Origin of the sequence: uncultured Oscillibacter sp., assembly GCF_950073225.1 — a bacterium.
GTDB lineage: Bacteria > Bacillota > Clostridia > Oscillospirales > Oscillospiraceae > Oscillibacter.
This window is the reverse complement of the sequence record NZ_CATMPS010000010.1, coordinates 1-23,866: the sequence shown is the minus strand read 5'-3', so window position 1 is coordinate 23,866 and position 23,866 is coordinate 1. Positions and strand designations below refer to the sequence as shown.

Sequence of the window (23,866 nt, the reverse complement as noted above, 5' to 3'; positions counted from 1 at the left end):
ACAGGACCAGGAGGTCTTACATTTTAAGGAGGAATACAATTATGAAAAAGTGGGTTTGCCCTGTCTGCGGTTATGTGCACGAGGGAGAGACCGCCCCGGAGAAGTGCCCCCAGTGCGGCGTTCCCGGCGCGAAGTTCAAGGAGCAGGGCGCGGATATGACCTGGGCCGCCGAGCATGTGGTGGGCGTGGGCAAGACCTTCGGCGCGGACGTCCCCGCCGAGGTTCAGAAGGAAATTATTGACGGCCTGAACGCCAACTTCGCCGGCGAGTGCACCGAAGTGGGCATGTACCTGGCCATGGCCCGCGTGGCCCATCGGGAGGGCTATCCCGAGATCGGCCTGTACTGGGAGAAGGCCGCCTATGAGGAGGCTGAGCACGCCGCCAAGTTTGCCGAGCTGCTGGGCGACGTGGTGACCACCAGCACCAAGAAAAATTTGGAAATGCGGGTAGAGGCCGAGAACGGCGCCACCGCCGGCAAGTTCGCCCTGGCGAAACTGGCCAAGCAGTACAACCTGGACGCCATTCACGACACCGTCCACGAGATGGCCCGTGACGAGGCCCGCCATGGCAAGGCGTTCAAGGGCCTGCTGGAGCGGTTTTTCAAGTAAGAGCGGGAGGACATACAGCTATGGATAAGTACGTATGCCCCTGCGGCTATGTCTACGACCCCGCCGTGGGCGATCCCGACAACGGCGTGGCCCCCGGCACCCCCTGGGAGCAGGTCCCCGAGAGCTGGGTCTGCCCCATCTGCGAGATGGGCAAGGACGTGTTCGAAAAGGAATAAGCGCCGCGTTTATCGCAGCCATATAACCGGAGGGGAACGGGAACGCTCGTTCCCCTCTTTTTGCGCGCTTTTTCCTTCTGTTTTTTATTTGACGATTTCCAAAAATCGAAGTATAATAAAGTGGACCGGAAAGGAGGTCCCGCTATGAAGACCATCATCACCATCGGAAGACAGTTCGGCAGCGGCGGCAAGGAAGTCGGCATCCGCGTGGCCAAGGAACTGGGCATCCCCTTTTATGATAAGGAAATTCTTCAGGAGGCGGCCAAAAAGAGCGGCCTGTGCGAAAAAATCCTGGAAAATTTTGACGAGCGTCCCAAGAGCCTGCTCTACTCCATCGCCATGGATTCCTACATGTTCGCCCTGCCCGGCACCGGAGCGGGCGAGTCCCTGGAGCAGCAGGTGTATCTCGCCACCTTCAACACCATCCGCCACATCGCCGAGGAAGGCCCCTGCGTCATCATCGGCCGCTGCGCGGACTACGCCCTGGCCAGCAACCCCAACCATTTCAGCGTTTTCATCCACGCCCCCCTGGAGGACCGAATCCGCCGGGTGGCCCAGCGGCAGGACCTGTCCCCCGAAAAGGCCAGGACCCTGATCAGCAAAACGGACAAACGCCGGGCCTCCTATTATGAGTATTACTCCTCCCAGCGCTGGGGAGCCGTGGACAGCTATGACTTCTGCGTCAACAGCAGCTACCTGGGGCTCGGCGGCACGGTGGAGCTCATCCGCGCCATGGTGGACCACAAGGAACACCCCGTCCCCAGCCCCACGGAGGCCGATCCCACCCGGAAATAAAAAACCGCCCGGCGGTTCTCAAGGACCGCCGGGCGCTTTCCCGTTCCGGCAGGCGGGTCAGGCCTTCCGCCCTGGAAAAATATTTTCCAATTTTGTCAAGTTAGCCCTTCCTTCTTTTGAAAATGTTTGATATAATTACCATCTAGTAAGGATATCCGGCTGTCTTCCACCGCGGCGAAACTTGTTCCGCGGAGCCGCATCCATGATGGGAGGAATCTGTTGTGGAGAAAATTTTGATTATTGACGACAGTCCTGTCCAGGCGAACTTCCTCAGCTCCATCCTGGAGCCGGATTACGAAATCACCGTTGTCAACTCTGCTGAGGAAGGCTTGGAGCAGGCAAAGGCCGGGGACTATTCCCTGATTCTCCTGGACGTGATTATGCCGGGCATCGACGGCTTTCAGCTTTTGAAAATGCTTCAGGAAGAGGTCATTCTCCGGCACACGCCGGTCATCCTCATCACCAGCCTCAACGACATCCAGCACGAGGAACAGGGCCTCACCCTGGGAGCCGTGGACTATATTACCAAGCCCTTCCACCCCGCCATTGTCCGGGCCAGGGTACATACCCATATCAACCTCTACCAATACCGCACTCAGATTGAGCGGGAGGCCACGGTGGACCAGCTCACCGGCGTGCCCAACCGGCGGCGCTACGACGCCGTCAGCGGCAAGCGCTGGCAGGACGCCGTCCGCCTGGGCGTCCCCTTCTCTATCTGCATGTTCGACATTGACAAGTTCAAGGTCTACAACGACACCTTCGGCCATCCCGCGGGGGACAAGGTCATCAAGGCCGTGGCTGAAACCGCCTCCTCCATGCTCCGCCGGGGAACGGACTTCTTCGCCCGCTACGGCGGGGAGGAGTTTGTGGCCTTGATCCTGGGCGGCAGCGCCGAAAGCGACTTTACCCATTTGAAGGCCGTCCGCCAGGCGGTGGAGAATCTGCACATTCCCCACAACCCGGAGGTTTCCCAGTGGGTGACCGTCAGCATCGGCGGCATTACCGTTTTGCCCAAGCTGGGGACCTCTTACGACATGTACCTCAAAATGGCGGACGCCATGCTATACGACGCCAAGCGCTTCGGCCGGAACCAGGTGGTTTGGACCAACGAGCGCATGGAGCAGCAGAGAGAAAAATAAAAGCCCCAGGGGGGCGTTTCAAGGTAGAACCAGCGCCTCGAAGGTGGAGTTCCTGGCACTGTTTCTATAGGGGGACGGAGGACCGGCTTGCGCCGGTCCTCCGCCATTATTGGGAAAATTCGTTTGCCGGGCTTCCGGATTACTTGTAGAGCTCCGGCTTCTCCATGGTCTCCACCTTCAAGAACTGAGAGGTGCCCCGGGAGGCGTTCAGCGCGTCGCCGGCGACGCAGGCCACATAGCCGTCCCAGCTGGAGGGGCCGGTGAGCTTCCCGGCGTGGACGGACTCCACCCACTTGCAGAACTCGATGTCATAGGCCTCGATGAAGCGCTCCTTCCAGTCGGTCATGATAGGCATGGACTCGGCGGGGTTCAGGCTGTCCCAGCCGGCGGGGCGGGAGCGGCGGACCACGGCGTAGGGGTCGGGGAGCTTCACGGTGCCGTTTTCGCAGACCACCTCGCACTGGATGTCATAGCCGTAGCCGTCGGCCACCTGGACCTCCACGTCGATGAAGCAGCCCTTCTTGGTCCGCATCAGCATGACCTGGGGGTTGTCATAGCCCTTGTCGGAGTTGGCGGACTGGCGGACCTTGACGCACTGGACGTCCTCATACTCGTCGTCCAGAAGCCAGCGGCAGATATCCAGCTCGTGGATGGCCACGTTGGTGACGCCGTTTTCGGTCTTGAAGCCCGGGCCCTGGGCAACGTTCCGGTGGCAAGCCTTGATGACCAGGGGCGCGCCGATCTCGCCGGAGTCGATGATCCGCTTCATCTCCGCGTAGCCCCGGTCATAGTGGCGCATGAAGCCCACCTGGACCAGCCGCTTGCCGATCTCCAGCTCCCGGTTGATGATCTCCTCGCAGTCCTTGGCGTTCTGGCTCAGGGGCTTTTCGCAGAAGCACCACTTCTCCTCCGCCAGGGTCTTCATGACGTAGTCGTGGTGCGTGGGGTCGATGGAGGTAATGACCACGGCTTCCACATCCGGGTCCTTGATCATGCCGTCGCAGTCGTTTCCATAGGATTTGATGCCGTATTTGGCGGCGGTTTCATCGGCAGCGGCGGCTACGTAGTCGGACACGGCCACGACGGTGGCGCCGGGGACGGTCTCGATGATGCGGCGGCAGTGGTCCTTGCCGATGGCTCCGCAGCCGATGATGCCGATTTTCAGAACTTTGTCCATGATAATCAACCTTTCTTTTAATAGTCAAATAGGATTTTCCTACAGGAGACACATCGGGAAACTATGATGAACGGGGGCTGAAACGGCCCGTTCGATTGCCCGAGCGCCTCGTTCCTGGCTTTGAAATGGAGCGGCACGCCGGTGAAGCAGGGTTCTTGATAGTAGTGGATTCCGTGCGTGCTTTGCAGCACGCCGTCCTCCATTTCCGCGCCGCAGAAGGGGCAGTCCATGAATCAGTATTTCCGCGCCTCGTCGCGGCCTTCCTTGACGCCCTTCCAGGCCTCCCGGACGCTCTCCTTCTCGGACACGTCGGCGAGCCCGACGTTCCACCAGGATTCATACCCGTCGGTCATGGTCTTGGGAATGACCTTCAGGTCGAAGAGGCACGCAACCGTCTGCTTCTTCGCGTCGGCCAGGGCGGCCTCCAGTTCGGCAATGGTCTTGCAGGTGTAGGTCTTCAGGCCGTAGCCCTCGCCGATCTTGGCGTAGTCCACGGGAATGAGGTCTCCGCAGGGCTTTTTGCCGTCGGTATAGCGGAACTCGGTGGCCAGGCTCCCGATGCCGTGGTTCATTTCCAGGTTGTTGATGCAGCCAAAGCCGCAGTTGTCGAAGACCAGGATGTTGACCTTCTGCTTTTCCTGCTGGATGGTCATGATCTCGCTGTGGAGCATCTGGAAGCTGGAGTCGCCCACCACGCAGTAGACCTCGTTGTTAGGTTCCGCGAACTTCACGCCCAGAGTGGCGGCTACCTCGTAGCCCATGCAGGAATAGCCGTACTCGGCATGATAGCCGCCCCGCTTGTCGGTGGTCCACATCCGCTGCATGCAGCTGGGGAGGGAGCCTCCGGCGGTGATGATGGTGGCGTCCGCGTCGATGCAGCGGCGGATGGCGGCCAGGGCGGCGGTCTGGGTGATCCTGCCGTCCGTCAGCTTCACAAACTCGGGGATGGTGCGGGGGTCCCGGGCCTTGATGATGGGGTCGAAATCGTCGCCGGTGTACTCGATGGACCCCAGGCGCTTCATTTCCTCGTCCCACACGGCCTTGGCCTTGGTGATCTCGTCGGTGTAGGCGGAGACGTACTTCCGGGCCCGCAGCTTCTCCGCCAGGGCCTGGACGGTGACCTTGGCGTCGCCCACGGCCTTTACCGCGTCCATCTTATAGGCGTGGAAGCGGCAGTTGTTGATGGTGACGAATTTCACGTCCGGATTCTGGTAGAGCCGCTTGGAGCTGGTGGTGAAGTCGCTGAGCCGGGAGCCGATGGCGATGACCACGTCGGCGTCCTTGGCAATGTGGTTGGAGGCGTAGGTCCCCGTCACGCCGATGCCGCCCAGGCAGCAGGGGTGGCTGGACTTGCAGGCACTCTTGCCGGCCTGGCTCTCGCCGAAGGGGATGTGGAACTCCTCGCAGAACTGCTCCACGGCCTCCCCCGCGTCGGAGTAGCGCACGCCGCCGCCCACGATGACCAGGGGCTTCTTGGCCTTGGAGATGATCTCCGCGATGTCCTCCAGCTCCTCCTCCACGGCCACGGGCCGGGTGATGCGGTGGACCCGCTTTTCAAAGAAGTAGCTGGGGAAGTCATAGCTCTCGCCCTCCACGTCCTGGGGCAGGGCGATGCAGCACGCGCCGGTCTCGGCGGGGTCCGTCAGCACCCGCATGGCGCTGATGAGGGCGGTCATGACCTGCTCGGGCCGGGTAATGCGGTCCCAGTACTTGCACACGGGCTTGAACGCGTCGTTGGTGGAGACGGCCAGGCTGCTGCTCTGCTCCAGCTGCTGGAGCACCGGGTCCGGCTGGCGGGAGGCGAAGGTGTCCGCCGGGAAGACCAGCAGGGGGATGTTGTTGACCGTGGCCGTGGCGCACGCCGTCACCATATTGGCCGCGCCGGGGCCCACGGAGGAAGCGCAGGCGATGATCCGCTTGCGGCAGTTCTGCTTGGCGAAGGCGATGGCCGCATGGCACATGCCCTGCTCGTTCCGGCCCTGCATGACCTTGAGGCCGCCGGGGTTCGTGTCCAGGGCCTCGCCCAGGCCCACGGCGATGCCGTGGCCGAAGATGGTGAAAAAGCCCTCCACGAATTTGGTCTCCACGCCGTCCATGGAGACGTACTGGTTATCCAGGAATTTGACAATGGCCTGGGCCGTCGTTAAGCGAATCGTTTCCATTGGAAAGACCTCCTTTAAAGTTTATCCCTGATAGATGTGGTCGTTGGCGTCGGGCTTCCAGAGCCAGGCGTGCTCCTCGTCGTCGATGCGGGTTTTCAGCCAGGGGTCCCCCTCCAGGTGCCGGATGCCCCAGGCGTAGCACATGGCGTAGCCCGGCGCGGCGGTCTGGGAGTGGAAGCCGCTGGTGATGACGGCAAGGCCGTTGTGGCCGGTTTGATAAATCTCCCCGTTGGCAAAGCCCGCGCCGAAGCCGTGGGGATAGTCAAAGCGGTAGAAATAGACCTCCGGCTGAGGATGGTGATGGGGGGGATAGGAGGACCACTTGCCGGGGTGGTTCAGCACCTCGCCCAGGACCATGTTGGAAAAGGGCGCGTTGTCGTGGTCGAAGAAGGTTTTGATCTCCCGCTCCATGCAGCCCAAAAGCTCGCCATTGCACCCGGCGTGCTGGGTCTGGACGGTGTCGGGGGTGTACATGACCGCCTCAAAGGGCTTTTCGTTGAGGGTCTTTTGGATGTACAGCTCGCTGTGGGCCTTGGCGGTGAGGACGATCTTCTCCCCCCGGCCCGCCAGGAGACAGTAGGCCTCATGGTGGAAGCAGTCGGGACGCTCGGCCTCCACGGTCTTCCCGGCCCACTGATAGGTCACCGTTCCGGCGAAGAGGAGGACGGCGATTTCCTTCTCGGCCTCTTCAAAGGTGAAGTCGTCGCCGGGCTCCATGACCAGGAGGCCCACGTCCATCTGGGTGCCCATGTCGTCCGCGGACATATCGATGTAGGGATTGTACCCCTGCTTGAGTTCGGCGTTTTTGTTAAAATAGGTCATTGGAATCATCTCCCAAATTGTAATTCAAATCATTTTTGCGACGACACGCGCGTCACAAAAATTCCTTGACTCCAGCCGCCTGGGGCGGCGGCTCCAGTGACCGGTGTCACTGGAGGGGGGAATCCAAAGGGGGGGACGAAGTCCCCTCTTTGAGCCTTAGAGCCCCGTATGCTCCCGAATGTACTTCCGCCCCTTCATGGCGTACTCCAGCGGATTCGCCTTGGCGGGGTCCTGCTCGGCCTCCACCAGCAGCCAGCCCTGATACCCGGCGTCCGCCAGAACCTTAAACACCGGGTCAAAATCCACGTCGCCGTCGCCGGGCACGGTGAACGCGCCGCTGCGCACGGACTGGAGGAAGCTCCAGTTGTTCTTCCGGGCCTCTTCCACAACCGGCAGCCGCATGTCCTTCAGATGCACATGGCCCACCCGGTCCACATACTTCTTCAGCATGGTCAGGGGGTCCTCCCCGGCGAAGGTGAAGTGGCCGGTGTCATAGCACAAAAACACATACCGGGGGTCGGTGTTGGCCATCATCCGGTCCGTCTCCTCGCTGGTCTGGACCACGGTGCCCATGTGGTGGTGGAAGCAGAGCTTGAAGCCCCGGTCGGCGGCGATCTTGCCCAGCTTGTTCAGCCCTTCGCAGAAAAGGGCCCACTCCCCGTCGTTCATCACATGCTTGTGCCCGCCGGTGAGGACCGGGGTGTCCATCTGGCCCTGGATGGAATAGCTCTGCTCGCTGACGTTGATCCGGTTCGCCCCCACGGCGGCCAGGAAGTCCAGGTTCGCCTTAAAGTCCTTCTCCTCCTCCTCAAAGGGGCGGGTCAGGAGAAACGAGGAATACCAGCGGCTGGCAATCCGCATGCCCCTGAGGTCCAGGGCCTTTTTCAGCTCGGCGGGGTCCGTGGGGTACTTGTTGCCGATCTCACAGCCGGTAAAGCCCGCCAGGGCCATCTCGCTGACGATCTGCTGGAAGGTGTTCTCGCCGCCCAGCTCGGGCATATCATCGTTGCACCAGCCAATGGGCGCAATGCCCAGGGAAACGTTTTTGGAATCAAACATGGGAAACGACCTCCTTGAAAAATTGTCGTCCTGGGGCCCGGCAGGGGCCCTCCGGGGCAGAGGGGAAAACCGGCGGAAGCGAAGCGCTGCCGCAATCGTTTTCGCTATAAAGAAATTAGCATTTTCCCGCTGAAAAATCAACGGTTTTTCTCCGTGTTTTAGAAAATTTTCCAAATTCGCCAAAGGCTCTCCGGCTTTTTTTACGCTTTGACGGAAGGCTTGACGGAATTTACGCAAACGTTCACAATCTGCACGCGGACCTCACCAGAGGTCCGTCCAGCCCACGGCGTCCCCCTGGGCGGCGAAGGGCTCCGGGAAGGCATCCGAGGCCAGCATTTCCTCCCGGATGGCGGCGGAGAGATCCGGGACCGTTTCGGGCCCGTAGGCGGCGAAGGCGGCGCTGTCCATCAGCAGCGCCCCGGCCCGCTCCATGTCCTCCAGGTTCACCCGCTGGATCTCCTCCGTCTGGGAGGAACAGCAGTCCGTCAGCACCACGGTGTTGTACTCCAGGGCAATGGCGTCGTAGCAGGTGGTGCGGACGCAGTTGGGGGTGGTGGTGCCCGCCAGAATCACCGTCCGCACGTCCAGGCGGCGGAGGATCAGGTCCAGCTCCGTCTGGAAAAAGGCGCTCCACCGGGGCTTGATGATGGTGTAATCCCCCGGCTGGGGGCGGAGGGCCTCCGGGGCCTGGGCGCTGTTGGGCCCGGCGGAGGCGGGGCGGCAGGCGTGGCCCCCGGCCTTCCAGGCGGCGTACCGGGTCAGCTCCACGTCGCTGCCGTCGGCGCGGTAGATGCGCTTGACAAAGAAAACGGGGATGCCCTTGCTCCGGGCCAAATCGCACGCATGGGCACAGGCGGGGACGGTGGCCTGGGCCCCCTTGATGCAGTGGCCGCCCCGGCGGTCCACAAAGCCGTTTTCCATGTCAATGAGAATGAGGGCGGAACGGGTGGGATTGGGTTTCATGGCAATGCTCCTTTCACAGCTTTTCAAACACATGCACCCGGAAGGAGGTCCGCACCTCCAGCCGGTCCAAGGCCGCCAGGCGCTCCGCCCCGGCCCTGGGGGTTTTCCAAAAATAGGGGGTCATGCGGAAGAGGTTTTGAAGGTCCTCCCGCCGCTCCAGCAAAACCGTCCCGTCCACCGGGACAATCTCCCGATAGGCGAAGCCCTCGTAGGGGGTCTCCTTCTCCTCGTTGGGGTAGGGCTTATCGTAGAGAATTTCCTTCATCTCCCAGAGGTGCTCCGCCCCGGGGACCACATAGAGGAACCACCCGCCGGGCTTCAGCACCCGCCGGAACTCCTCCAGCGCCAGGGGGGAAAAGCAGTTCAAAAGCACGTCCACGCCGCCGTCCGCCAGGGGCAGTCGGTAGGAGGAGGCCACGGCGAACTCCGCCCCCTTCTCCCGCCTGGCCGCCGTGCGGAGGGCGAATTTCGAGATGTCCGTCCCCGCTATTTGGGGCCGTCTCCCGGCGGCCCGCAGGGCCTGGGCCACCCCGGCGGTGTACCAGCCCTCGCCGCAGCCCGCGTCCAGAAGGGCGGGCGTTTCACCGGAAAGGGCCAAAATTCGACTACAAAGCGTATTTAGAAGCGGCTGGTAATACCCTCCGGACAGGAATTCCCGCCGGGCCAGCACCATCTCCCGGTCGTCTCCGGGGAGGGCGGAGTGCTTTTGGTTGGGGGGCAGCAGGTGGACGTAGCCCTCCTTGGCGATGTCAAAGCTGTGGCCCTCAGGGCAGCGGTACGCCCCCGCCGCCCGCTCCAGGGGGGCGGCGCAGAGGGGACAGCGGAAGAGACTCATTCCGTTCCGCCTCCCGTCACGTCGTTGATCCACTTCCCGCCCCGGACCCGCCAGAGGCAGAGGGGGAATTTCACGATGCTTTCCAGCTGGATGGCGAAGGCAATGGGCCAGCATCCCAGTTTCAGAACCAGGGCCACCAGGGCCGTGGCGGGAAGGCACACCACCCACTGGGGGGCGATGTCCAGGACCGTGGACCACATCACGTCGCCCCCGGCCCGGAGGACCCCGGTGATGGCGGAGATGGCACAGGCGTGGAGGGGGATGGAGGCGAAGCCCATGACCGCCAGGGCCGTGGCGATTTCAGCGGAGAGGCCGAAGAGCTTGAACATGGGGAAAATAACGGGCACGAACAGCAGAGGCACCAGGGCGATGGAGAACACCGTCAGCGCCGTCCCCACCAGCACGGCGAACCAGAGGAGGGCCCGGCTCAGGTCCATGACCTTCTCCCGGCCCTGGCCCTCGCCGATGGCCTTGCCCACTATCACCGCCGTGGCGGCTCCCAGGCCGAAGCAGACCACCAGGAACAGGCGGTTCAGATTGCCCATGACGGCGTTGGCCGCCAGCATTTCCACAGAGTTGTCCGTGTAGCCCAGGATAACGGTCAAGAGGGAGTTCCCCAGGCCCCAGACAGTTTCGTTCAGCACCACCGGGGAGGCGTACTTGACAAAGCGGCGCATCATGTCCAGGCCCGGGCGGAAGAACAGCCCCAGGTGCAGGGGGATGAGCCTGCTCCGCAGGGCGCAGACAACGCAGATGGCAAACTCGCTGATCCGGGCCAGTAAAGTGGCAATGGCGGCCCCGGCCACCCCCAGGGCTGGGAAGCCGAAATTGCCGAAAATCAGCAGGTAGTTCAGTCCCGTGTTCAGGATGGTGGAAAAGCCGAAGAGCTTCATGCCGAAGGCCGGGTCCTCCACACTCCGCCGGGCGCTGACGTAGATGGAGGAGAGCATGTTGAACACATAGGCAAAGCCGATGACCTGGAGGTAGGGCGCGCCCAGCAGGGAAAGCTCGTGCTTGTTGGACAGGAGGTCCATCACGGGCACCGGAAAGGCCCAGAAGGCCAGGGCCAGGGGCAGCGTGACGGCTGTTCCCAGCAGGGAGGCAACGCCCATGGCGCGGCTGACGCTCTTCTCGTCCCCCTTGCCCCAGTACTGGCTCACCAGAATGCCCAGGCCGCTCTGGAAGCCGAAGACAATGCTGGTGAGGAGGAACACCGGGACGTTGGCGGTGGTCACCGCCGCCATCTCCGCGTTTCCCAGGCGGGAGACCATGAAGGTGTCGATGAGCCCCAGGGAAAAGGTGATGAGGTTTTGCAGAATCATGGGCAGGGAGAGCTTAAAAAGCCGCTTGTAAAAGCCGGGTTCCCGGCGGAGGAAATTGAACATAAGTCACCTTTATCAAACGATTATTATAAAATTTACAGCATGGGCATCCGGGTGTCCCGGTGCCGCCGGAGGGCCTGGGCACAGGCGTCGATGTCCGCCTCGGTGGTGCCGGGGCCAAAGCTGAGGCGGATCACCCCGGCGGCCACCCGCTTGGGGAGCTTCAGGGCGGCAACGACATGGCTGGGCTTGCCCTGGTGGCAGGCGGACCCGGCGGAGACGCAGATTCCCTGGCTTCCCAGGTCGTTGACGATGTTTCCGGCGGGCCAGCCCGCCAGGGAGACGGACAGGATATGGGGGGCCGTCCCCGCCCCCACGCAAACCATGTCCGGTATGGCAAGCAGCTTCTCCAGGGCTACGGCGTGAAGGGCCTCCAAATGGGCGCGGTTCCGCTCCCGGTTTTCCAGGCGCAGCTCCGCCGCCCTGGCAAAGCCCGCGATCTGGGCCGTGGCCTCGGTGCCGGAGCGGAGCCCCCGCTCCTGCCCCCCGCCCGCCAGAAGGGGCCGGGGATTCCGCGCCCGGGGGCCGATGTACAGGGCCCCGACGCCCTTGGGCCCGCCGATCTTGTGGGCGGAAACCGTTACAAAATCCGCCCCCAGGGCCCTGGCGGAGAAGGTCCCCAGGCCCTGCACCGCGTCGGTGTGGAGGAGGGTCTTGGGATTTCGGGCGGCAAGGCCCCTGGCGATGTCCGCAACGGGGTACACGGTCCCCAGCTCGTTGTTCACCAGCATGACGGAGACGGCGGCGGTGTCGGGCCGGACGGCCTCTAAAACCTGCTCCGCCGTAAGACTACCGTTTTGGTCCGGTGCGAGGTACGTGACCTCGCACCCCTCCCGCTCCAGCCACTTGCAGCACTCCAGCACGGCGCTGTGCTCCACCGCCGTGGTGACGATGTGGTTTCCAACGTGCCGGTTCTGCCACACGGCGGCCCGGAGGGCCCAGTTGTCCCCCTCGGTGCCGCAGGAGGTGAAATGCAGCCCCTCCGCCGGGCAGTCCAGCAGGGCGGCCACGGCCCTCCGCCAGTCCTCGACCCGCTTTTTCATTTCCGCGCCGAAGGGATACTGGGAGCTGGGATTTCCGTACCGCTCCGTCAGGACTTCTATCATGGCGTCCGCCACGGCCCGGGGGACGGGGGCGGTGGCAGCGTAATCCAGGTAAATCATCTGGTAAAAAACTCCTTTCCAGGGGGCTTGCCCAAACCGGGAGATTCCAGTATAATAGGGCATGCCAAGCCATTATAGCGAACAATCTTACAAAGCGCAAGGAGAATCTGATCCACTATGAAAGTCGCCATCTACACCCTTGGCTGCAAGGTGAACCAGTACGAGACCCAGGCCATGGAGCGGGAGCTCCGGGCCCGGGGCCACGAGACGGTCCCCTTCGGCCAGGAGGCAGACGCCTACGTTATCAATACCTGCTCCGTCACCGCCGCCGGGGACCAGAAGTCCCGCCAGGCCGTCCACCGGGCCCGCCGGGAGTACCCGGGGGCCGTGGTGGCCGTGTGCGGCTGCTGGTCCCAGACCCACGCCGCCGAGGCCCGGGCCCTGGGGGCCGACGTGCTGACGGGCACCGGGGACCGCATGGGCTTTTTAAGCCTTCTGGAACAGGCCGTCCAAGAGCGGGAGCGCAAGGCCCCCCTGGAGGCCGTGGACCCGCCCTTTGAGCGGCGGCATTTTGAATGGCTCCCCGCCGGGGGGCTGGAGGGCCGGACCCGGGCCCTTTTGAAGGTGGAGGACGGCTGCGCCAACTTCTGCTCCTACTGCATCATCCCCTATGCCCGGGGCCCGGTGCGCTCTTTGCCCATGGGGGAGGCGGCGGTCCAGGCCCTGGAGCTGAAAAACCAGGGCTATCAGGAAATTGTGCTGACGGGCATTGAGATTTCCTCCTGGGGCCGGGACCTCTGCCAGGGGACCACCCTCATCGACCTTCTGGAGGCCGTCAGCGCCGCCGTGCCGGGCGTGCGCCTCCGGCTGGGAAGCCTGGAGCCCCGGACCGTCACGGAGGAGTTCTGCCAGAGGGCGGCAATCCTGCCGGACCTGTGCCCCCAGTTCCACCTCTCCCTCCAAAGCGGCTGCGACGCCACCCTGCGGCGGATGCGGCGGAAGTACGACACAAAGCGGTATCTCCAAGCCGTGGAGCTTTTGAAAAAGACCTTCCGCCACCCCGCAATCACCACGGACCTCATCACCGGCTTCCCCGGGGAGACGGAGGAGGAGTTTCAGGAAACCCTGGAATTTATTCAAAGCTGCGGCTTTGCCCGGATGCACATTTTCCCCTACTCCCAGCGCCCCGGCACCCCGGCGGCGGAGATGGAGCAGCTTCCCAAGGCCCTTCGGGCCGAGCGGGCCCGCCGGGCGGCGGAGGCCGCCGCCGCCATGCGCCGGACCTACTTGGAGGAGTGCGTGGGCCGGACGGAGGAGGTGCTCTTCGAGCAGCCCGCCGGAAAGGAGGGTCTCTTCCTGGGCCACGCCCCCAACTACGCGGAGGTGCTGGTAAAGGGGGCGGATCTGCACAACCAGATCCGCCCCGTGGCCATCACCCAAACCGACGGGGAAACCCTCTTCGGGGAACTGAAGGAGTGAGGATATGAAAAGCCACTTTTTCGCCTACCTCTCCCGGATGCGGTTTATCCAGCGCTGGGCGCTGATGCGGAACACCGCGCCGGAGAACGTCCAGGAGCACAGCCACCAGGCCGCCGTCCTGGCCCACGCCCTGGCGGTGATCCGCAACGAGAAATTCGGCGGGACCGCCGACCCCGGAGCGGTGGCGGCGGCGGCGCTGTACCACGACGCCAGCGAGATTTTAACCGGGGACATGCCCACCCCCATCAAATACGGCAACCCCGCCATCCAGCACGCCTATAAGGAGGTGGAGGCGGTGGCGGAGCGGAAGCTGCTGGCCATGCTGCCCCAGGAGCTGCGGGAGGCCTACGCCCCGGTGCTCACGGAGGTGGACCCGGAGGTGGAGCGGCTGGTGAAGGCGGCGGACAAGCTCTCGGCGTACATCAAATGCGTGGAGGAGCTGAAGGCCGGAAACACCGAATTCCGGGACGCCGCCGCCCAGACGCGAAAGGTCCTGGAGGGCTACGGCCTGCCGGAGGTGGAATATTTCCTGGAGACCTTCATGGACAGCTTTTCCCTGACCCTGGACCAGCTGAAATAAGACGTTTCAATCGCGGCGGGGGCGGGAACCTTTTTCCCGCCCCCGCCGTCTAAAGGAACACAACAAGATTTGGAGGGATGACCATGAAACGCCTGCTTTCCCTGACCCTGGCCGCCGCCCTGCTGGCGGCGCTGACCCTGCCCGCCGCGGCGGCGGAGGAATCCCAGGACGTTCGCCTTGCCAAGGTCACCGCCCTGGTGAAGGAGGCCCTGGCCCTGGACACGGAAGCCTATGAGACCTTCCGGGGCAGCCTGTCCGAGGAATTGGCTCCTGTCTGGGACCTGAGCTGGGAGGGGGAACGGCGCTCCCTCTCCGTCTCCGCCCTGGAGGACGGCACCGTCGTCAGCCTCTCCCGCTGGGAATCCCGGGCCTCCGCCCCCGCTTCCAACGAAGGAGGCTTCCCCTCCTTCCCGGAAAACGGCGGCGCGGAGGACCGGGCAGCGGCGGAGGCCTTCCTGGCCCGGGTCCTACGGACGGGAGAAGCCGCGGAGCTGAGCGGCCCGGAGGGCGCGTCCTCCCTGGGGGGCTCCGGCAGCGCCTGGTCCGGGACCCTCGTCCTCAACAGCCTGCCCTCTCCCCTCCACTACTCCATCCGGGTGGAGGACGGGCTGGTGGAGCATTTCAGCCGGGACGTGCCGGAAACCGCCGCCATCGGCGGCGTGCCCGGGCCGGAGGCCGCCGCCTCCGCCGGTGAGGCGGAAGAGGCCCTGGCCGGAACCCTGAAGCTCCGGCTGGAGTATGTCCGGGACCCCGGCAGCGCCAAGGCCGTCCTCCGCTATGTGCCGGAGGCGGGGGCCCACACCTTCCTGGCGGACGCCAAAACCGGGGAGCTGATAGACCTGACGGAGCTGGAGGAGCAGCTGCGCCTGGGCTACCGCTCCGCCGCCGGAGGGGCCAACGCCGCTCCCTCCGCCAAGGCGGCGGACACGGCCGCCGAGGAAGCGGGCCTCACCAAGGCGGAGCAGGAGGGCATAGAGCAAATGGAGGGCGTGCTGCCCAAGGAGGAGCTGGACAAGGCCCTCCGGGCGGAGGGCGCCTACGGCCTCCGGGGCTATGCCCTGACCGGCTCGTCCTATGGGGTGGAGCCCGGGAAGGAGGGCGCGGCGGGCCGCTTTCTCTGCACCCTGCGCTACGCCCGGACCGACGGCGGAGAGCGCCTGACCCGGAACATCACGGTCAACGCCAAAACCGGCGCGGTGGAGGGCGTCCAATCCTCCGCCCCCTGGGGCCGGGAGCGAAAGCTCACGGAGGAGGCAGCCCAGAAAAAGGCGGAGGCCTTTTTGAAAGCCCTCTGTCCCGGCCGGACCCTGGAGCTCTATCAGGACGCCGCCTATGCCGTCCCCATCGCCCGGGGACAGGACCAGGCCCCCTATTTCCGCTTCCGCTTCGCCCGGACGGTCAACGGCCTGCCCTTCCCGGAAAACTCCTATTGGGTCTCCATCGACGCGGCGGACGGGTCCGTCTACGGCCTCTCCGGCGGCTGGGACGAGGACGCGGACTTTGACGACGCCAACGGCCTTGTTTCCATGGAAACCGCCCTCTCCGCCTGGGCGGGGACCTATGAAGCGGCGCTGGCCTACCGGAACGTCCCCCAGAAGCTCACCAAGGCCGGCCCGGCCCAGGCGAAGCTGCTGGAGCAGGGCCTGGAATACTACTACGCCCTCCGCCTGACCTACGGCCTGGAGCGGGAGCAGTCCTACTCCGGCGTGGACGCCAAGACCGGTGCGCCGGTCCGGGAGGAGCGGGGAGCCGTCCGGGAGCCCCTTTCCTATGACGACCTGGCCAAGAGCCCGGCCAAGGCGGATATCGAGAAGCTGGCCCAGTACGGCGCGGGCTACGCCGGGGGCAAGTTCCGCCCCAGCAAGAACGTAACCCAGTGGGAGCTGGTGGCCCTGGCCTGCAGCCTCCAGGGAACGGCCCTGGAGCCGGAGGCCGCGGACAAGGACAGCCGGGAGAACGCTTATTACAGCGCCTACCGTCTCGGGCTCCTACGCCCTGCGGAGCGGGACGACAACGCCGTCCTGAGCCGGGCGGACGTGGTGCGGATGCTGCTGGACGCCGCGGGCTACGGCCCCGCCGCCCGGCTGGGGGGAATCTACACCTGCGCGTACAGCGACAAGGGGAGCATTCCCGCAGAAGGGCTGGGCTACGCCGCCCTTGCCCAGGCCCTGGGGCTGGCCTCCGGGACCTACGCCGGAAGCCGGACCGCCACCCGGGGGGAGGCGGCCTCCATGCTCTGCCGGGTGCTGGAGCGGGCGGCCTGAGCATAAGAAGCGGGGACTGCCGGAAGGCAGTCCCCTTTTTGCCCTTATTTCGCTTCCAGGATGCCGGCCAGCCGGTCCAGCGCCTCCCCCGCGTCGGGTCCCTCGGCGGTCAGCGCCACCTCGCCCTGGTCCCGCATCAAGGAGAGGAAGCCAAGGAAGCTCTTGGCGTTGACGCAGTGCCCGCCCCGGGCGATGGTAATCTGGCTGGAAAAGCCGCTGGCCGCCTTGATAAAGCTGGTGGCGACCTGGTCCAGCTGTTCCTCCGGGATCTGTACGACTGCCGTACGATTCATGTGCCCACTCCGTTCCGTCAAATAATTGGGGATAGTATAACACGGTTTTGAGCGGATGCCAATTTTTATTAAAGAAGTTTTCGGGCCTTGGTACATTTTCGTCGTCTCCCCAAAAAGGCGGCGGGAGACCGCTGTGGAAATTGTTAAAAACCCTTAAGGTTTTTGCCGCTTGAGAAAAACGAAAAAAAGGCTTGCATTTCTAGGAAGAGTGTGCTATTATAATAAAGCTGTCCGGAAGGATGGCATATGCGCCCTTAGCTCAGCTGGATAGAGCGTCTGGCTACGGACCAGAAGGCCGGGGGTTCGAATCCCTCAGGGCGTACCAAAACCACGGAAATTCGTTGAATTTCCGTGGTTTTGTTTTTGTTTTCATCACTTTTTCTGGTGGTTGAATTTTGTGGCTCCGGTTTGACCCAAGCCGTGACCCATACCAGAGTTCGGAGCGGAAATCATCAGAGAGCGCTGGAGAGGAAACTGCCCACCGCATTCGCCGCCTGCTTCTGCATGGAGGTGGTGACGTGGGCGTAGGTGTCCAGGGTGAAGCCCGCCGAGTAGTGGCCCAGCATGGCGGAGAGGGTTTTGACATCTACTCCGTTTTGCAGGGCCAGCACCGAAAATGTGTGACGCAGGTCGTGGAAGCGTATTCGTTCTAGCCCTGCCCGTTTCAGCACCCGCTGGAGCATGTGCAGGACGCTGTCCGGGGACATGGGGCCTCCGAACGGAGAGGGGAAGACGTATTCGTCTTTCCGCTCCATACCTTTGAGGACTTCGATGGCATCTGCTCCTATCGCAATGTTGCGGTAGGAGTTTTTCGTTTTCAAGGGAGCTTCCACCACCTCACCGTTCTGACGGAGAATTTGTCGTCGGACGTGGATGATGCCCTTATCCAAATCAATATCGCTCCATTTCAGCCCCAGCAGTTCTCCCCGCCGGAGTCCAGTTGCGAGATCGATGTAGTACAGCTCGAACACACCGCTGCGCCGTGCCTCCTCGAAGAAGGTGCCCAGACTCTCCGGCGGCAGGATTTTCATCTCCTTCCGCTCCAGCTTCGGGAGAACACAGCCTTTCGTGGGATTGGCGGGGATCAGCCGTTGCTCTACCGCACAGTTCAGGGCGGAGGAAATCATCTGGTTGATATTTCGCACTGTCTTGACGCTGAGACCCTTGGGCTTGCTGCGGGACTCCGTGCATTCCACCCTGCCGTTCTCCAGCAGGTGTTTGTATAACCTCTGGAGGTTCATCGCCGTCAGCTTTTCCAGAGGAATATCCCCGAGGGCAGGCTTGATGTGGTTTTCAATAAAACCCTGGTAGGTCTTGTGGGACGAGGGGCGAACTTGCAGCTTGGCATAGTTCTCCATCCAGGTGTCCAGCCACTGGCCTACAGTGTAGCGCTCTGTCCGCAGGGACTGGACGCCGCTCTTCTCAATTGCCGACTTGAGTTTTGCCTTGACTTCCGCCTGGGTCTTTCCCAAGACATTTTTGTAGATCGTCCTTCCGGTCACCGGATCACGGCCCGCAGTGTAGCGTCCCTCCCAGCGGCCATCCTTTCGCTTGCGGATACTTCCTTCTCCATTAGCCCTCCGCTTTGCCATTGCATATCGCCTCCTATTCAGCGACACACATTACCAGTAACCTCGGTGAATAGCCAGGGATTCATCGGAGAGTTATCAGAAAGTTCATAGTCTGCGGTAGAAAAAGGCAGAGAGAAAAAAGACCTATTCTTTGATTAGGCGGCGCAATTTTTGCGCTGTATGAACTCTCGAAAACTGGTTCTGGTTGGCCTGGAAAGACTCCCCCGGACGGAGTACGGAGATCTGGTGCTCTCCGCCGCCAGGGAGATGACGGACATCTTTGAGGACTATGACACCCGGGATCTCGCCGGTCTCTATGAGGGCGTGGTGAAGGACAGTCCCGCCGCCGTCCGGCTCATGAGCTGGAAGTACACTCTGCTGGCGGAGCGGGCGGCGCATCTGAGCGGGACCGGCGCGGCTATGGACCTCTATGCGGGACCTGTGACCCATGACGCCCACCAGTTCCTCTACGATACGCTGTTCCGGGCCGTCGTGACGGAATCGCTCCTGGTGGGGATGCTCTCCATGCTGTACCTTCTTGGCTTTGAAGGACAGCGGCGGACGGTGTCTCTCATCTGCGCCTCCCGCAGTGGGAGGAAGCTATATGGAAAGAAGGTGCTGGCGGGCCTGACGGCGGCGGTGTTCCTCTACATTCTGCTGGCGGCGGTGACCCTGGGCGTTTACTTCTGCCTCTGGGATTACGGCGGCGTCTGGGGAGGGAGCGTCTCCAGCCAGTTCAACTACCTGACGGATATGCTGTTCCGCCGTCCCTTCCTCACCTGGGGGGACTTCACCGTGGGCGGGTACCTGGCGGCAGAGCTGACTCTGGGGGCACTGCTGACGGCGGATTTTGCTTTGCTGGCGGCGGTCTGCGGATTGCTTCTGCGGAACGTCTACGCCTCTGCACTGGTGCTGGCGGTGGTGTGCTTCGGCGGCGTGGGCCTGACGGCGATGCTTGCCCAGATGGGGCTGTGGTGCGGCTATTTCGCGTCGCTGGTCCACCCCGCCTGCGTCTGGCTGGGGATCGGCGGCTGGTTCACCGAGCTGGGCCTCTCCGGCGCGGCGCCCTGGCAGGAGACCGTCTCCACGGGGCTGGATCTGCTGGCTTTCGGTCTGGGGACCGCGCTGTCCCTGCGGCTGTTCAGAAGAAAGGACATCGTGACATGAATCTTTTTTTACAGGAGCTTCGGAAGATCTGGCGGCCCGGCGTCTTGGCGGCGCTGGTGGCGCTGGGAGCGGTATACTACTACATCCGTCCCGCCTTTTACATCGAGTATTTCAACAACGGTTCTCAGGAGCAGGCGGACTTTACCCTGGCCCTGGACTGGGTGGAGCGGTACGGGCCAACCATTGAACAGCCGGAGCGGGAGGAGATCGGGCGACGGCTGGCGGAGGAAGAGGCTCGGTTCGCGGACTACGCGGAAGGCAATACGGAGATGGCAAGCCGGGGCATCACGGACTTCGACAGCTTCGAGGCGTTCAATGACATCAGCTACATCAGTGACGCGGCGTATCAAGCGGCAAAAGAGCGGGGAGATCTTGCGTTAGAGGATCATGTGCTGTACTCCGGTGAGACCAACTATTTCACCATCCTGGAGCTGCGCCGTTTTCTGGAAGCCTGGGATGGGGAAGGACTTCCCGATCCGGAGGAGGGTTCCTTTGGGAAGACCAGGCGTTTGGACGAGCTGTGCCGGGAGCGGGTACGGGCCATGCGGGAGGACCGGATTGGGCGGAGCGTCCTGCCGCCCCATGTGGAATTTTCCACCAGCACCTATGTCAGGTATCTTGCGGTCTGGTGCGTGGTCAGCGCCATCCTTCTGCTCTCGCCAACCCTGGTGCGGGACCGGCTTCACCGGATGCGTCCGGCCCAGTGGGCCTCCCGGCGGGGGCGGCGGATCCTGAGTGTCCAATTCATGGCGGCTCTGGTCTCCGGTCTTCTTCTGACCCTATTGAATATTGCCATATACATGGTCCCCTTCGTCTCCACCGGCGTGCTGGCCTTTTGGCGCTGTCCGCTGCACGCCGTTCTCCGCAGCTATCCCTGGTTTGACTGGACCTATGGGCAGTACCTGCTGGCGCTGGCGGGGCTGGTCCTGGCCCTGTCCCTGGGGGCGTCTGGTCTGACGGCGGCGCTGTCTCAGTACAGCGGGAACTATGTGGCGATGCTGCTGAAGGCCATTCCGCTGATCGTTTTGCTGACGGTTTTGGGCGTGCTGGTAACGACGTTTGCCTTTTATTTCGGAAACTATGTCACCCGCTTCCTGGCTTTTCCGGGCGGTGAGATCCTCTGCGCGGCGCTGCTGCTGGCAATAGGATTGGCATCGTGCGTCCTGGCCTGCCGCGCCCAGCGGCGGCGGGAGTTGTGAAAACGCTTGAGCTTAAAATTGTATATCAATTATATCTCCTTCATATTGCGCTCCGCCATCATCTACACCGTCAGCAAAAGCGACTTTGACCGGCACTCCATCAAAACCCACACGCTTGCTGGCTGCCACCGCTTCACTCCCCAGCTGGTGAATATCTCTGACAGCCGCTTCCTGGCCCTGCGAAATAGCGGCAACTCTCTAATATCTGACGAGCTGAACTACGTTTTTCTGAACGCCTCCGGCGGCTCCAACCTCTTCACCGGTGTACCGAACAGGATCTACTACCACAACACGGTGCTGTAGGCATTGGAAAACGGCGTCGCCACTGGCGTAGGCGGCACTTTCGTGCCCTCCCAGATGTTGCCCCGGCTGACATTGTGACGTACTTCTACCGGAACCTGGTCCAGTGAGACCTTAATCGGTTCCGCGCCCTCAACAACAACGGCCCCGTCCCTCCCGGGACGGAGCCGTTGTTGTTGAGGGCGCGCAAAAATAGGGTCGGCTTTTATCGTCAGAATATCGTGTTCATGATATTTCAGGAACCTTTTTCCTCGTATACCCATCAGACAGAAGCCGGCAAAAACTGTGCTGTCCTTCTATTTTATTGCAATTTTTGACATTTGGGATTATAATGGTTCGTAACAGGCTTGCCGCTGTCATGACAGATCAGTCGTGTCCTAATTCCGTCATATTTTTAAGGCCTTTGAAGTGGAGGCGGAACATATGCAATATACCCATGAACAAATGAAAAACATGCTGCATGGAGCTTACAAGAAGCTGAAGTCATATTATTTTTATGACAAAACTCTGCTTTTCACAAAAAAGAAGATCGCGGAATTCGAGTCTGACGACATGCTGTTTTCCCAGACCTTCGATAAGCTGACCGAGGCGCTCGTTTCAGAAGACAGGGAATATTTCGATGCGTTAATTGCGGAGTTGGATTACGTGGTCCTTCCCAAGAGTCTCGCCGCCGTCTCCGCGCCGCCCGCCGCTATAGTCGGAACTATCGATCATCATAAAAATATAGCAAAGGTCAATTTTTTTATTGATGTCCCGATTGAACTGCTTATCATTGACTGCCTCTGGACACTATATCTAGCTAAGATCGGACAGCAAAAATATGGGACAAGCACATGCTCTTATGCCGGCAAGTTCAAATCCAGCATTTTTCATGTCGGACAGGATGACCTATATGAGGGTATAGACTTTGAATCCAACCGGTGCTTTGAGCCGTATTTTGAAAATTATTCCCAATGGCAGAAAGATGCGTTTACCCGGCTACGTCAAGGCTTGAAAAAGTACGACCAATTGATGTTCAGCTTGGATTTAAAAAGTTTTTATTATTCAGTCAGATTCAAATTCAACACACTGTGTTCACTTTTGGACGATGATCCCCGTTTGAGGGAGATTACTTTCATCACCGACGTCGAGGAACAGATCTATCAGGCTTATACAAAATTGATCTCTCAATATAAGATAGGAATCGACATTGAGAACAACGCAACTATTTTCCCCATCGGCCTGTTAAGCCCTATCCTCCTGCGTGAGTTATATCTATATCAATTTGACCAGAATATTGGAGAAGCCCTTACCCCGATCCATTACGGCAGATATGTTGATGATATGATCATCATCATTCCCACGGAGGTTCACGCGAGTCAAGTCACACCAGAGTTTATTTGCGAGCTGCTGATAAAGCGGGGAGTAATCAAGAAAAAATACGCAACACAGGGTGAGGACTATGTTTTTTCTGGCTTTGAGTCGATCTCCATTCAAAAAAGAAAGATCAACTGCTTTTTCTTTGAGCAAAGCGCTCCTAATGTCTTAATAGAAGTCGCGGAAAAGCAGATCAAATGCAATTCCAGTGAGGCAAACCTTCTTCCGGAGTTTGATCTAATCAAAGATTGTTTCAATGACACGGCGTACTTCTTCAACAGCATTGGAGGCAGCACAAAAATTCGTGATATCGGCGTATTGCAGAGCAATAATTACGCTGTTTCCAGAAGCGTTACTATGATGAAGCAGCTAATCAAAAACACATATATCCCAGAGTCCAATCGAAAAAAGATTGTGGAGTTCATCGAGGATCTCCTGGAATTTTACAGCGGGAGCTCCGCATTTGAATTTATAGGAAGCTGGACATCTATTTTTGAATTGATCCTTCAACTAAAAGTTTTGAGCTGTGACAAAAAACGGCACGACCCATTCGCGCAGAGATTTTATCGCGGCATAGCGGAATATATCGATCACGAGCTTACCCTTGACCATTTAGAAGATAAAGCGGTATATGCAAAGAAGAAACCCACCATTTACCGACAGTTGAAGAAAAGCTTAAAGGAGCAGCGCGGCATATCTATCTCAATTGCAATGGCGCTGGACTATCGCTGGAACACGACCTCGCAAAAATCCCAAAAGAACATCGAGCTGGCAAAAAAGTTTCGAAAAAGCAATATGTTCAACCACAATTTAGTCACCTTTCCCCTGCTGAATTACCTGCCGTTCGACCAGATATCCACATATTCCTTCCTGGAGATTCAAAAGGATCCCTGGAGCAATTCGGATACTCTAACTCTAGATCAAGAGCGGCTGTACTGGACGCCGCGTTTCATCCATCTCGACGAGCTTTTGATTTACCACTTCATGCAATCGCTCCAGAATAAAAAGGGGCGTTTTGACAGTCGAATCAATATTGAGACCATTTGGAACCGGTATACGGAACTCAACAGGATAAAATATCTTTCCGCAAAACGGATTGCCAATCAGAGGTCTGCCAGCGTGCAGGATTCTCAAGTCGATCTTGTTGAAGTAACGGTATCAAATCGTAATCGGTCAGGCTTTTTCGTTGGTTTGGCCAATACCGTGGTAACAGAGGAGGATGTGATACAATCATTACTGCATCCTGAACACAAAATGGAAATCCAAGACAAAGAACACTTATTCCGAATGGCCAATACCGCTATTCGGGAAAGCTATACAATCAACATACAACGACTTTTATTCCCTCGGAAACATAGCAAACCGAGGGATACATACGACAATGTTCATTTACAAGAGCACTGATACTTCATCAATGATGTTGTAAGTGTACATAT

General features: G+C 60.7%; 22 protein-coding genes and 1 tRNA gene. 12 read left to right on the top strand and 11 right to left on the bottom strand.

Going from position 1 to position 23,866, the window contains the following annotated elements; genetic code table 11:
• Nucleotides 1-41: 41 nt before the first annotated feature.
• The 4 genes from Q1M04_RS07110 (at nucleotide 42) to Q1M04_RS07095 (ending at nucleotide 2,718) form a co-directional block, all read left to right on the top strand.
• A complete protein-coding gene (locus Q1M04_RS07110; protein ID WP_297294225.1) occupies nucleotides 42-608 on the top strand; it encodes an NADH peroxidase in 567 nt (188 codons plus the stop codon).
• Between the two features lie 20 nt (nucleotides 609-628).
• A complete protein-coding gene (locus tag Q1M04_RS07105) occupies nucleotides 629-784 on the top strand; it encodes a rubredoxin (RefSeq protein WP_204790211.1) in 156 nt (51 codons plus the stop codon).
• A 144-nt stretch (nucleotides 785-928) separates the two neighbouring features.
• The gene (locus Q1M04_RS07100) at nucleotides 929-1,579 is read left to right on the top strand and encodes an AAA family ATPase (RefSeq protein ID WP_293281663.1); all 651 of its coding nucleotides are present in this window, start codon (nucleotides 929-931) and stop codon (nucleotides 1,577-1,579) included.
• Between the two features lie 221 nt (nucleotides 1,580-1,800).
• A complete protein-coding gene (locus Q1M04_RS07095; protein ID WP_295758197.1) occupies nucleotides 1,801-2,718 on the top strand; it encodes a diguanylate cyclase in 918 nt (305 codons plus the stop codon).
• Nucleotides 2,719-2,857: 139 nt separating this feature from the next.
• Here the strand turns inward: Q1M04_RS07095 and Q1M04_RS07090 are convergent, their stop codons facing one another.
• The 9 genes from Q1M04_RS07090 to Q1M04_RS07055 all read right to left on the bottom strand — a co-directional run bounded on the left by Q1M04_RS07090 (nucleotide 2,858) and on the right by Q1M04_RS07055 (nucleotide 12,281).
• Complete coding sequence (locus tag Q1M04_RS07090) at nucleotides 2,858-3,895, bottom strand: Gfo/Idh/MocA family protein (RefSeq protein WP_295758199.1); 1,038 nt, start codon at nucleotides 3,893-3,895, stop codon at nucleotides 2,858-2,860.
• Between the two features lie 17 nt (nucleotides 3,896-3,912).
• Nucleotides 3,913-4,125, bottom strand: a complete 213-nt coding sequence (locus tag Q1M04_RS16125) for a PF20097 family protein (protein WP_366131689.1) — start codon at nucleotides 4,123-4,125, stop codon at nucleotides 3,913-3,915.
• A gap of 3 nt (nucleotides 4,126-4,128) precedes the next feature.
• Entirely contained in the window at nucleotides 4,129-6,057 is a 1,929-nt protein-coding gene (gene iolD / locus Q1M04_RS07085; protein ID WP_297997798.1) for a 3D-(3,5/4)-trihydroxycyclohexane-1,2-dione acylhydrolase (decyclizing), read from the bottom strand.
• A 21-nt stretch (nucleotides 6,058-6,078) separates the two neighbouring features.
• Complete coding sequence (locus Q1M04_RS07080) at nucleotides 6,079-6,879, bottom strand: 5-deoxy-glucuronate isomerase (protein ID WP_297997797.1); 801 nt, start codon at nucleotides 6,877-6,879, stop codon at nucleotides 6,079-6,081.
• A 156-nt stretch (nucleotides 6,880-7,035) separates the two neighbouring features.
• Nucleotides 7,036-7,938 (bottom strand): myo-inosose-2 dehydratase, encoded by a 903-nt coding sequence (gene iolE / locus Q1M04_RS07075; protein WP_293279993.1) that lies wholly within the window; start codon nucleotides 7,936-7,938, stop codon nucleotides 7,036-7,038.
• A gap of 261 nt (nucleotides 7,939-8,199) precedes the next feature.
• Nucleotides 8,200-8,901, bottom strand: coding sequence for a cysteine hydrolase family protein (locus tag Q1M04_RS07070; RefSeq protein ID WP_293279992.1), 702 nt, complete (start codon nucleotides 8,899-8,901; stop codon nucleotides 8,200-8,202).
• 13 nt (nucleotides 8,902-8,914) lie between these two features.
• Nucleotides 8,915-9,736 carry a putative RNA methyltransferase gene (locus Q1M04_RS07065; protein ID WP_297997795.1) on the bottom strand — a complete coding sequence of 274 codons (822 nt, stop codon included), beginning with the start codon at nucleotides 9,734-9,736 and terminating at the stop codon, nucleotides 8,915-8,917.
• Entirely contained in the window at nucleotides 9,733-11,121 is a 1,389-nt protein-coding gene (locus Q1M04_RS07060) for an MATE family efflux transporter (protein ID WP_295738134.1), read from the bottom strand. The genes Q1M04_RS07065 and Q1M04_RS07060 overlap by 4 nt, the downstream gene beginning before the upstream one ends.
• Nucleotides 11,122-11,153: 32 nt before the next feature.
• Nucleotides 11,154-12,281 (bottom strand): cysteine desulfurase family protein, encoded by a 1,128-nt coding sequence (locus Q1M04_RS07055; RefSeq protein WP_297997794.1) that lies wholly within the window; start codon nucleotides 12,279-12,281, stop codon nucleotides 11,154-11,156.
• A gap of 117 nt (nucleotides 12,282-12,398) precedes the next feature.
• On the opposite strand from Q1M04_RS07055, the gene mtaB reads away from it, so the two are divergent.
• The 3 genes from mtaB to Q1M04_RS07040 all read left to right on the top strand — a co-directional run bounded on the left by mtaB (nucleotide 12,399) and on the right by Q1M04_RS07040 (nucleotide 16,544).
• The gene (gene mtaB, locus Q1M04_RS07050; RefSeq protein ID WP_297997792.1) at nucleotides 12,399-13,700 is read left to right on the top strand and encodes a tRNA (N(6)-L-threonylcarbamoyladenosine(37)-C(2))-methylthiotransferase MtaB; all 1,302 of its coding nucleotides are present in this window, start codon (nucleotides 12,399-12,401) and stop codon (nucleotides 13,698-13,700) included.
• Between the two features lie 4 nt (nucleotides 13,701-13,704).
• The gene (gene yfbR / locus Q1M04_RS07045; protein ID WP_297997791.1) at nucleotides 13,705-14,280 is read left to right on the top strand and encodes a 5'-deoxynucleotidase; all 576 of its coding nucleotides are present in this window, start codon (nucleotides 13,705-13,707) and stop codon (nucleotides 14,278-14,280) included.
• 83 nt (nucleotides 14,281-14,363) lie between these two features.
• A complete protein-coding gene (locus tag Q1M04_RS07040) occupies nucleotides 14,364-16,544 on the top strand; it encodes an S-layer homology domain-containing protein (protein ID WP_297997790.1) in 2,181 nt (726 codons plus the stop codon).
• 44 nt (nucleotides 16,545-16,588) lie between these two features.
• On the opposite strand, the gene Q1M04_RS07035 is transcribed toward Q1M04_RS07040, so the two are convergent.
• On the bottom strand, nucleotides 16,589-16,837 hold the full coding sequence (locus tag Q1M04_RS07035; RefSeq protein WP_204790937.1) for an HPr family phosphocarrier protein: 249 nt from the start codon (nucleotides 16,835-16,837) through the stop codon (nucleotides 16,589-16,591).
• A gap of 248 nt (nucleotides 16,838-17,085) precedes the next feature.
• Between Q1M04_RS07035 and Q1M04_RS07030 the strand changes: the two genes are divergently transcribed.
• A tRNA-Arg gene (locus Q1M04_RS07030) sits at nucleotides 17,086-17,162 on the top strand.
• 127 nt (nucleotides 17,163-17,289) lie between these two features.
• Here the strand turns inward: Q1M04_RS07030 and Q1M04_RS07025 are convergent.
• Nucleotides 17,290-18,429 (bottom strand): site-specific integrase, encoded by a 1,140-nt coding sequence (locus Q1M04_RS07025; protein ID WP_297997789.1) that lies wholly within the window; start codon nucleotides 18,427-18,429, stop codon nucleotides 17,290-17,292.
• 150 nt (nucleotides 18,430-18,579) lie between these two features.
• Here Q1M04_RS07025 and Q1M04_RS07020 point away from each other — a divergent pair, with 150 nt between their 5' ends.
• The 4 genes from Q1M04_RS07020 (at nucleotide 18,580) to Q1M04_RS07005 (ending at nucleotide 23,834) form a co-directional block, all read left to right on the top strand.
• The gene (locus Q1M04_RS07020) at nucleotides 18,580-19,575 is read left to right on the top strand and encodes a hypothetical protein (RefSeq protein ID WP_297997787.1); all 996 of its coding nucleotides are present in this window, start codon (nucleotides 18,580-18,582) and stop codon (nucleotides 19,573-19,575) included.
• Nucleotides 19,572-20,774: a hypothetical protein gene (locus Q1M04_RS07015; protein ID WP_297997786.1), complete on the top strand. Its 1,203-nt coding sequence runs from the start codon at nucleotides 19,572-19,574 to the stop codon at nucleotides 20,772-20,774. The genes Q1M04_RS07020 and Q1M04_RS07015 overlap by 4 nt, the downstream gene beginning before the upstream one ends.
• Nucleotides 20,775-20,780: 6 nt before the next feature.
• Nucleotides 20,781-21,077 carry a hypothetical protein gene (locus Q1M04_RS07010; protein WP_297983628.1) on the top strand — a complete coding sequence of 99 codons (297 nt, stop codon included), beginning with the start codon at nucleotides 20,781-20,783 and terminating at the stop codon, nucleotides 21,075-21,077.
• A 420-nt stretch (nucleotides 21,078-21,497) separates the two neighbouring features.
• The gene (locus Q1M04_RS07005) at nucleotides 21,498-23,834 is read left to right on the top strand and encodes a hypothetical protein (protein WP_300447080.1); all 2,337 of its coding nucleotides are present in this window, start codon (nucleotides 21,498-21,500) and stop codon (nucleotides 23,832-23,834) included.
• The last annotated feature ends 32 nt before the right edge of the window (nucleotides 23,835-23,866 follow it).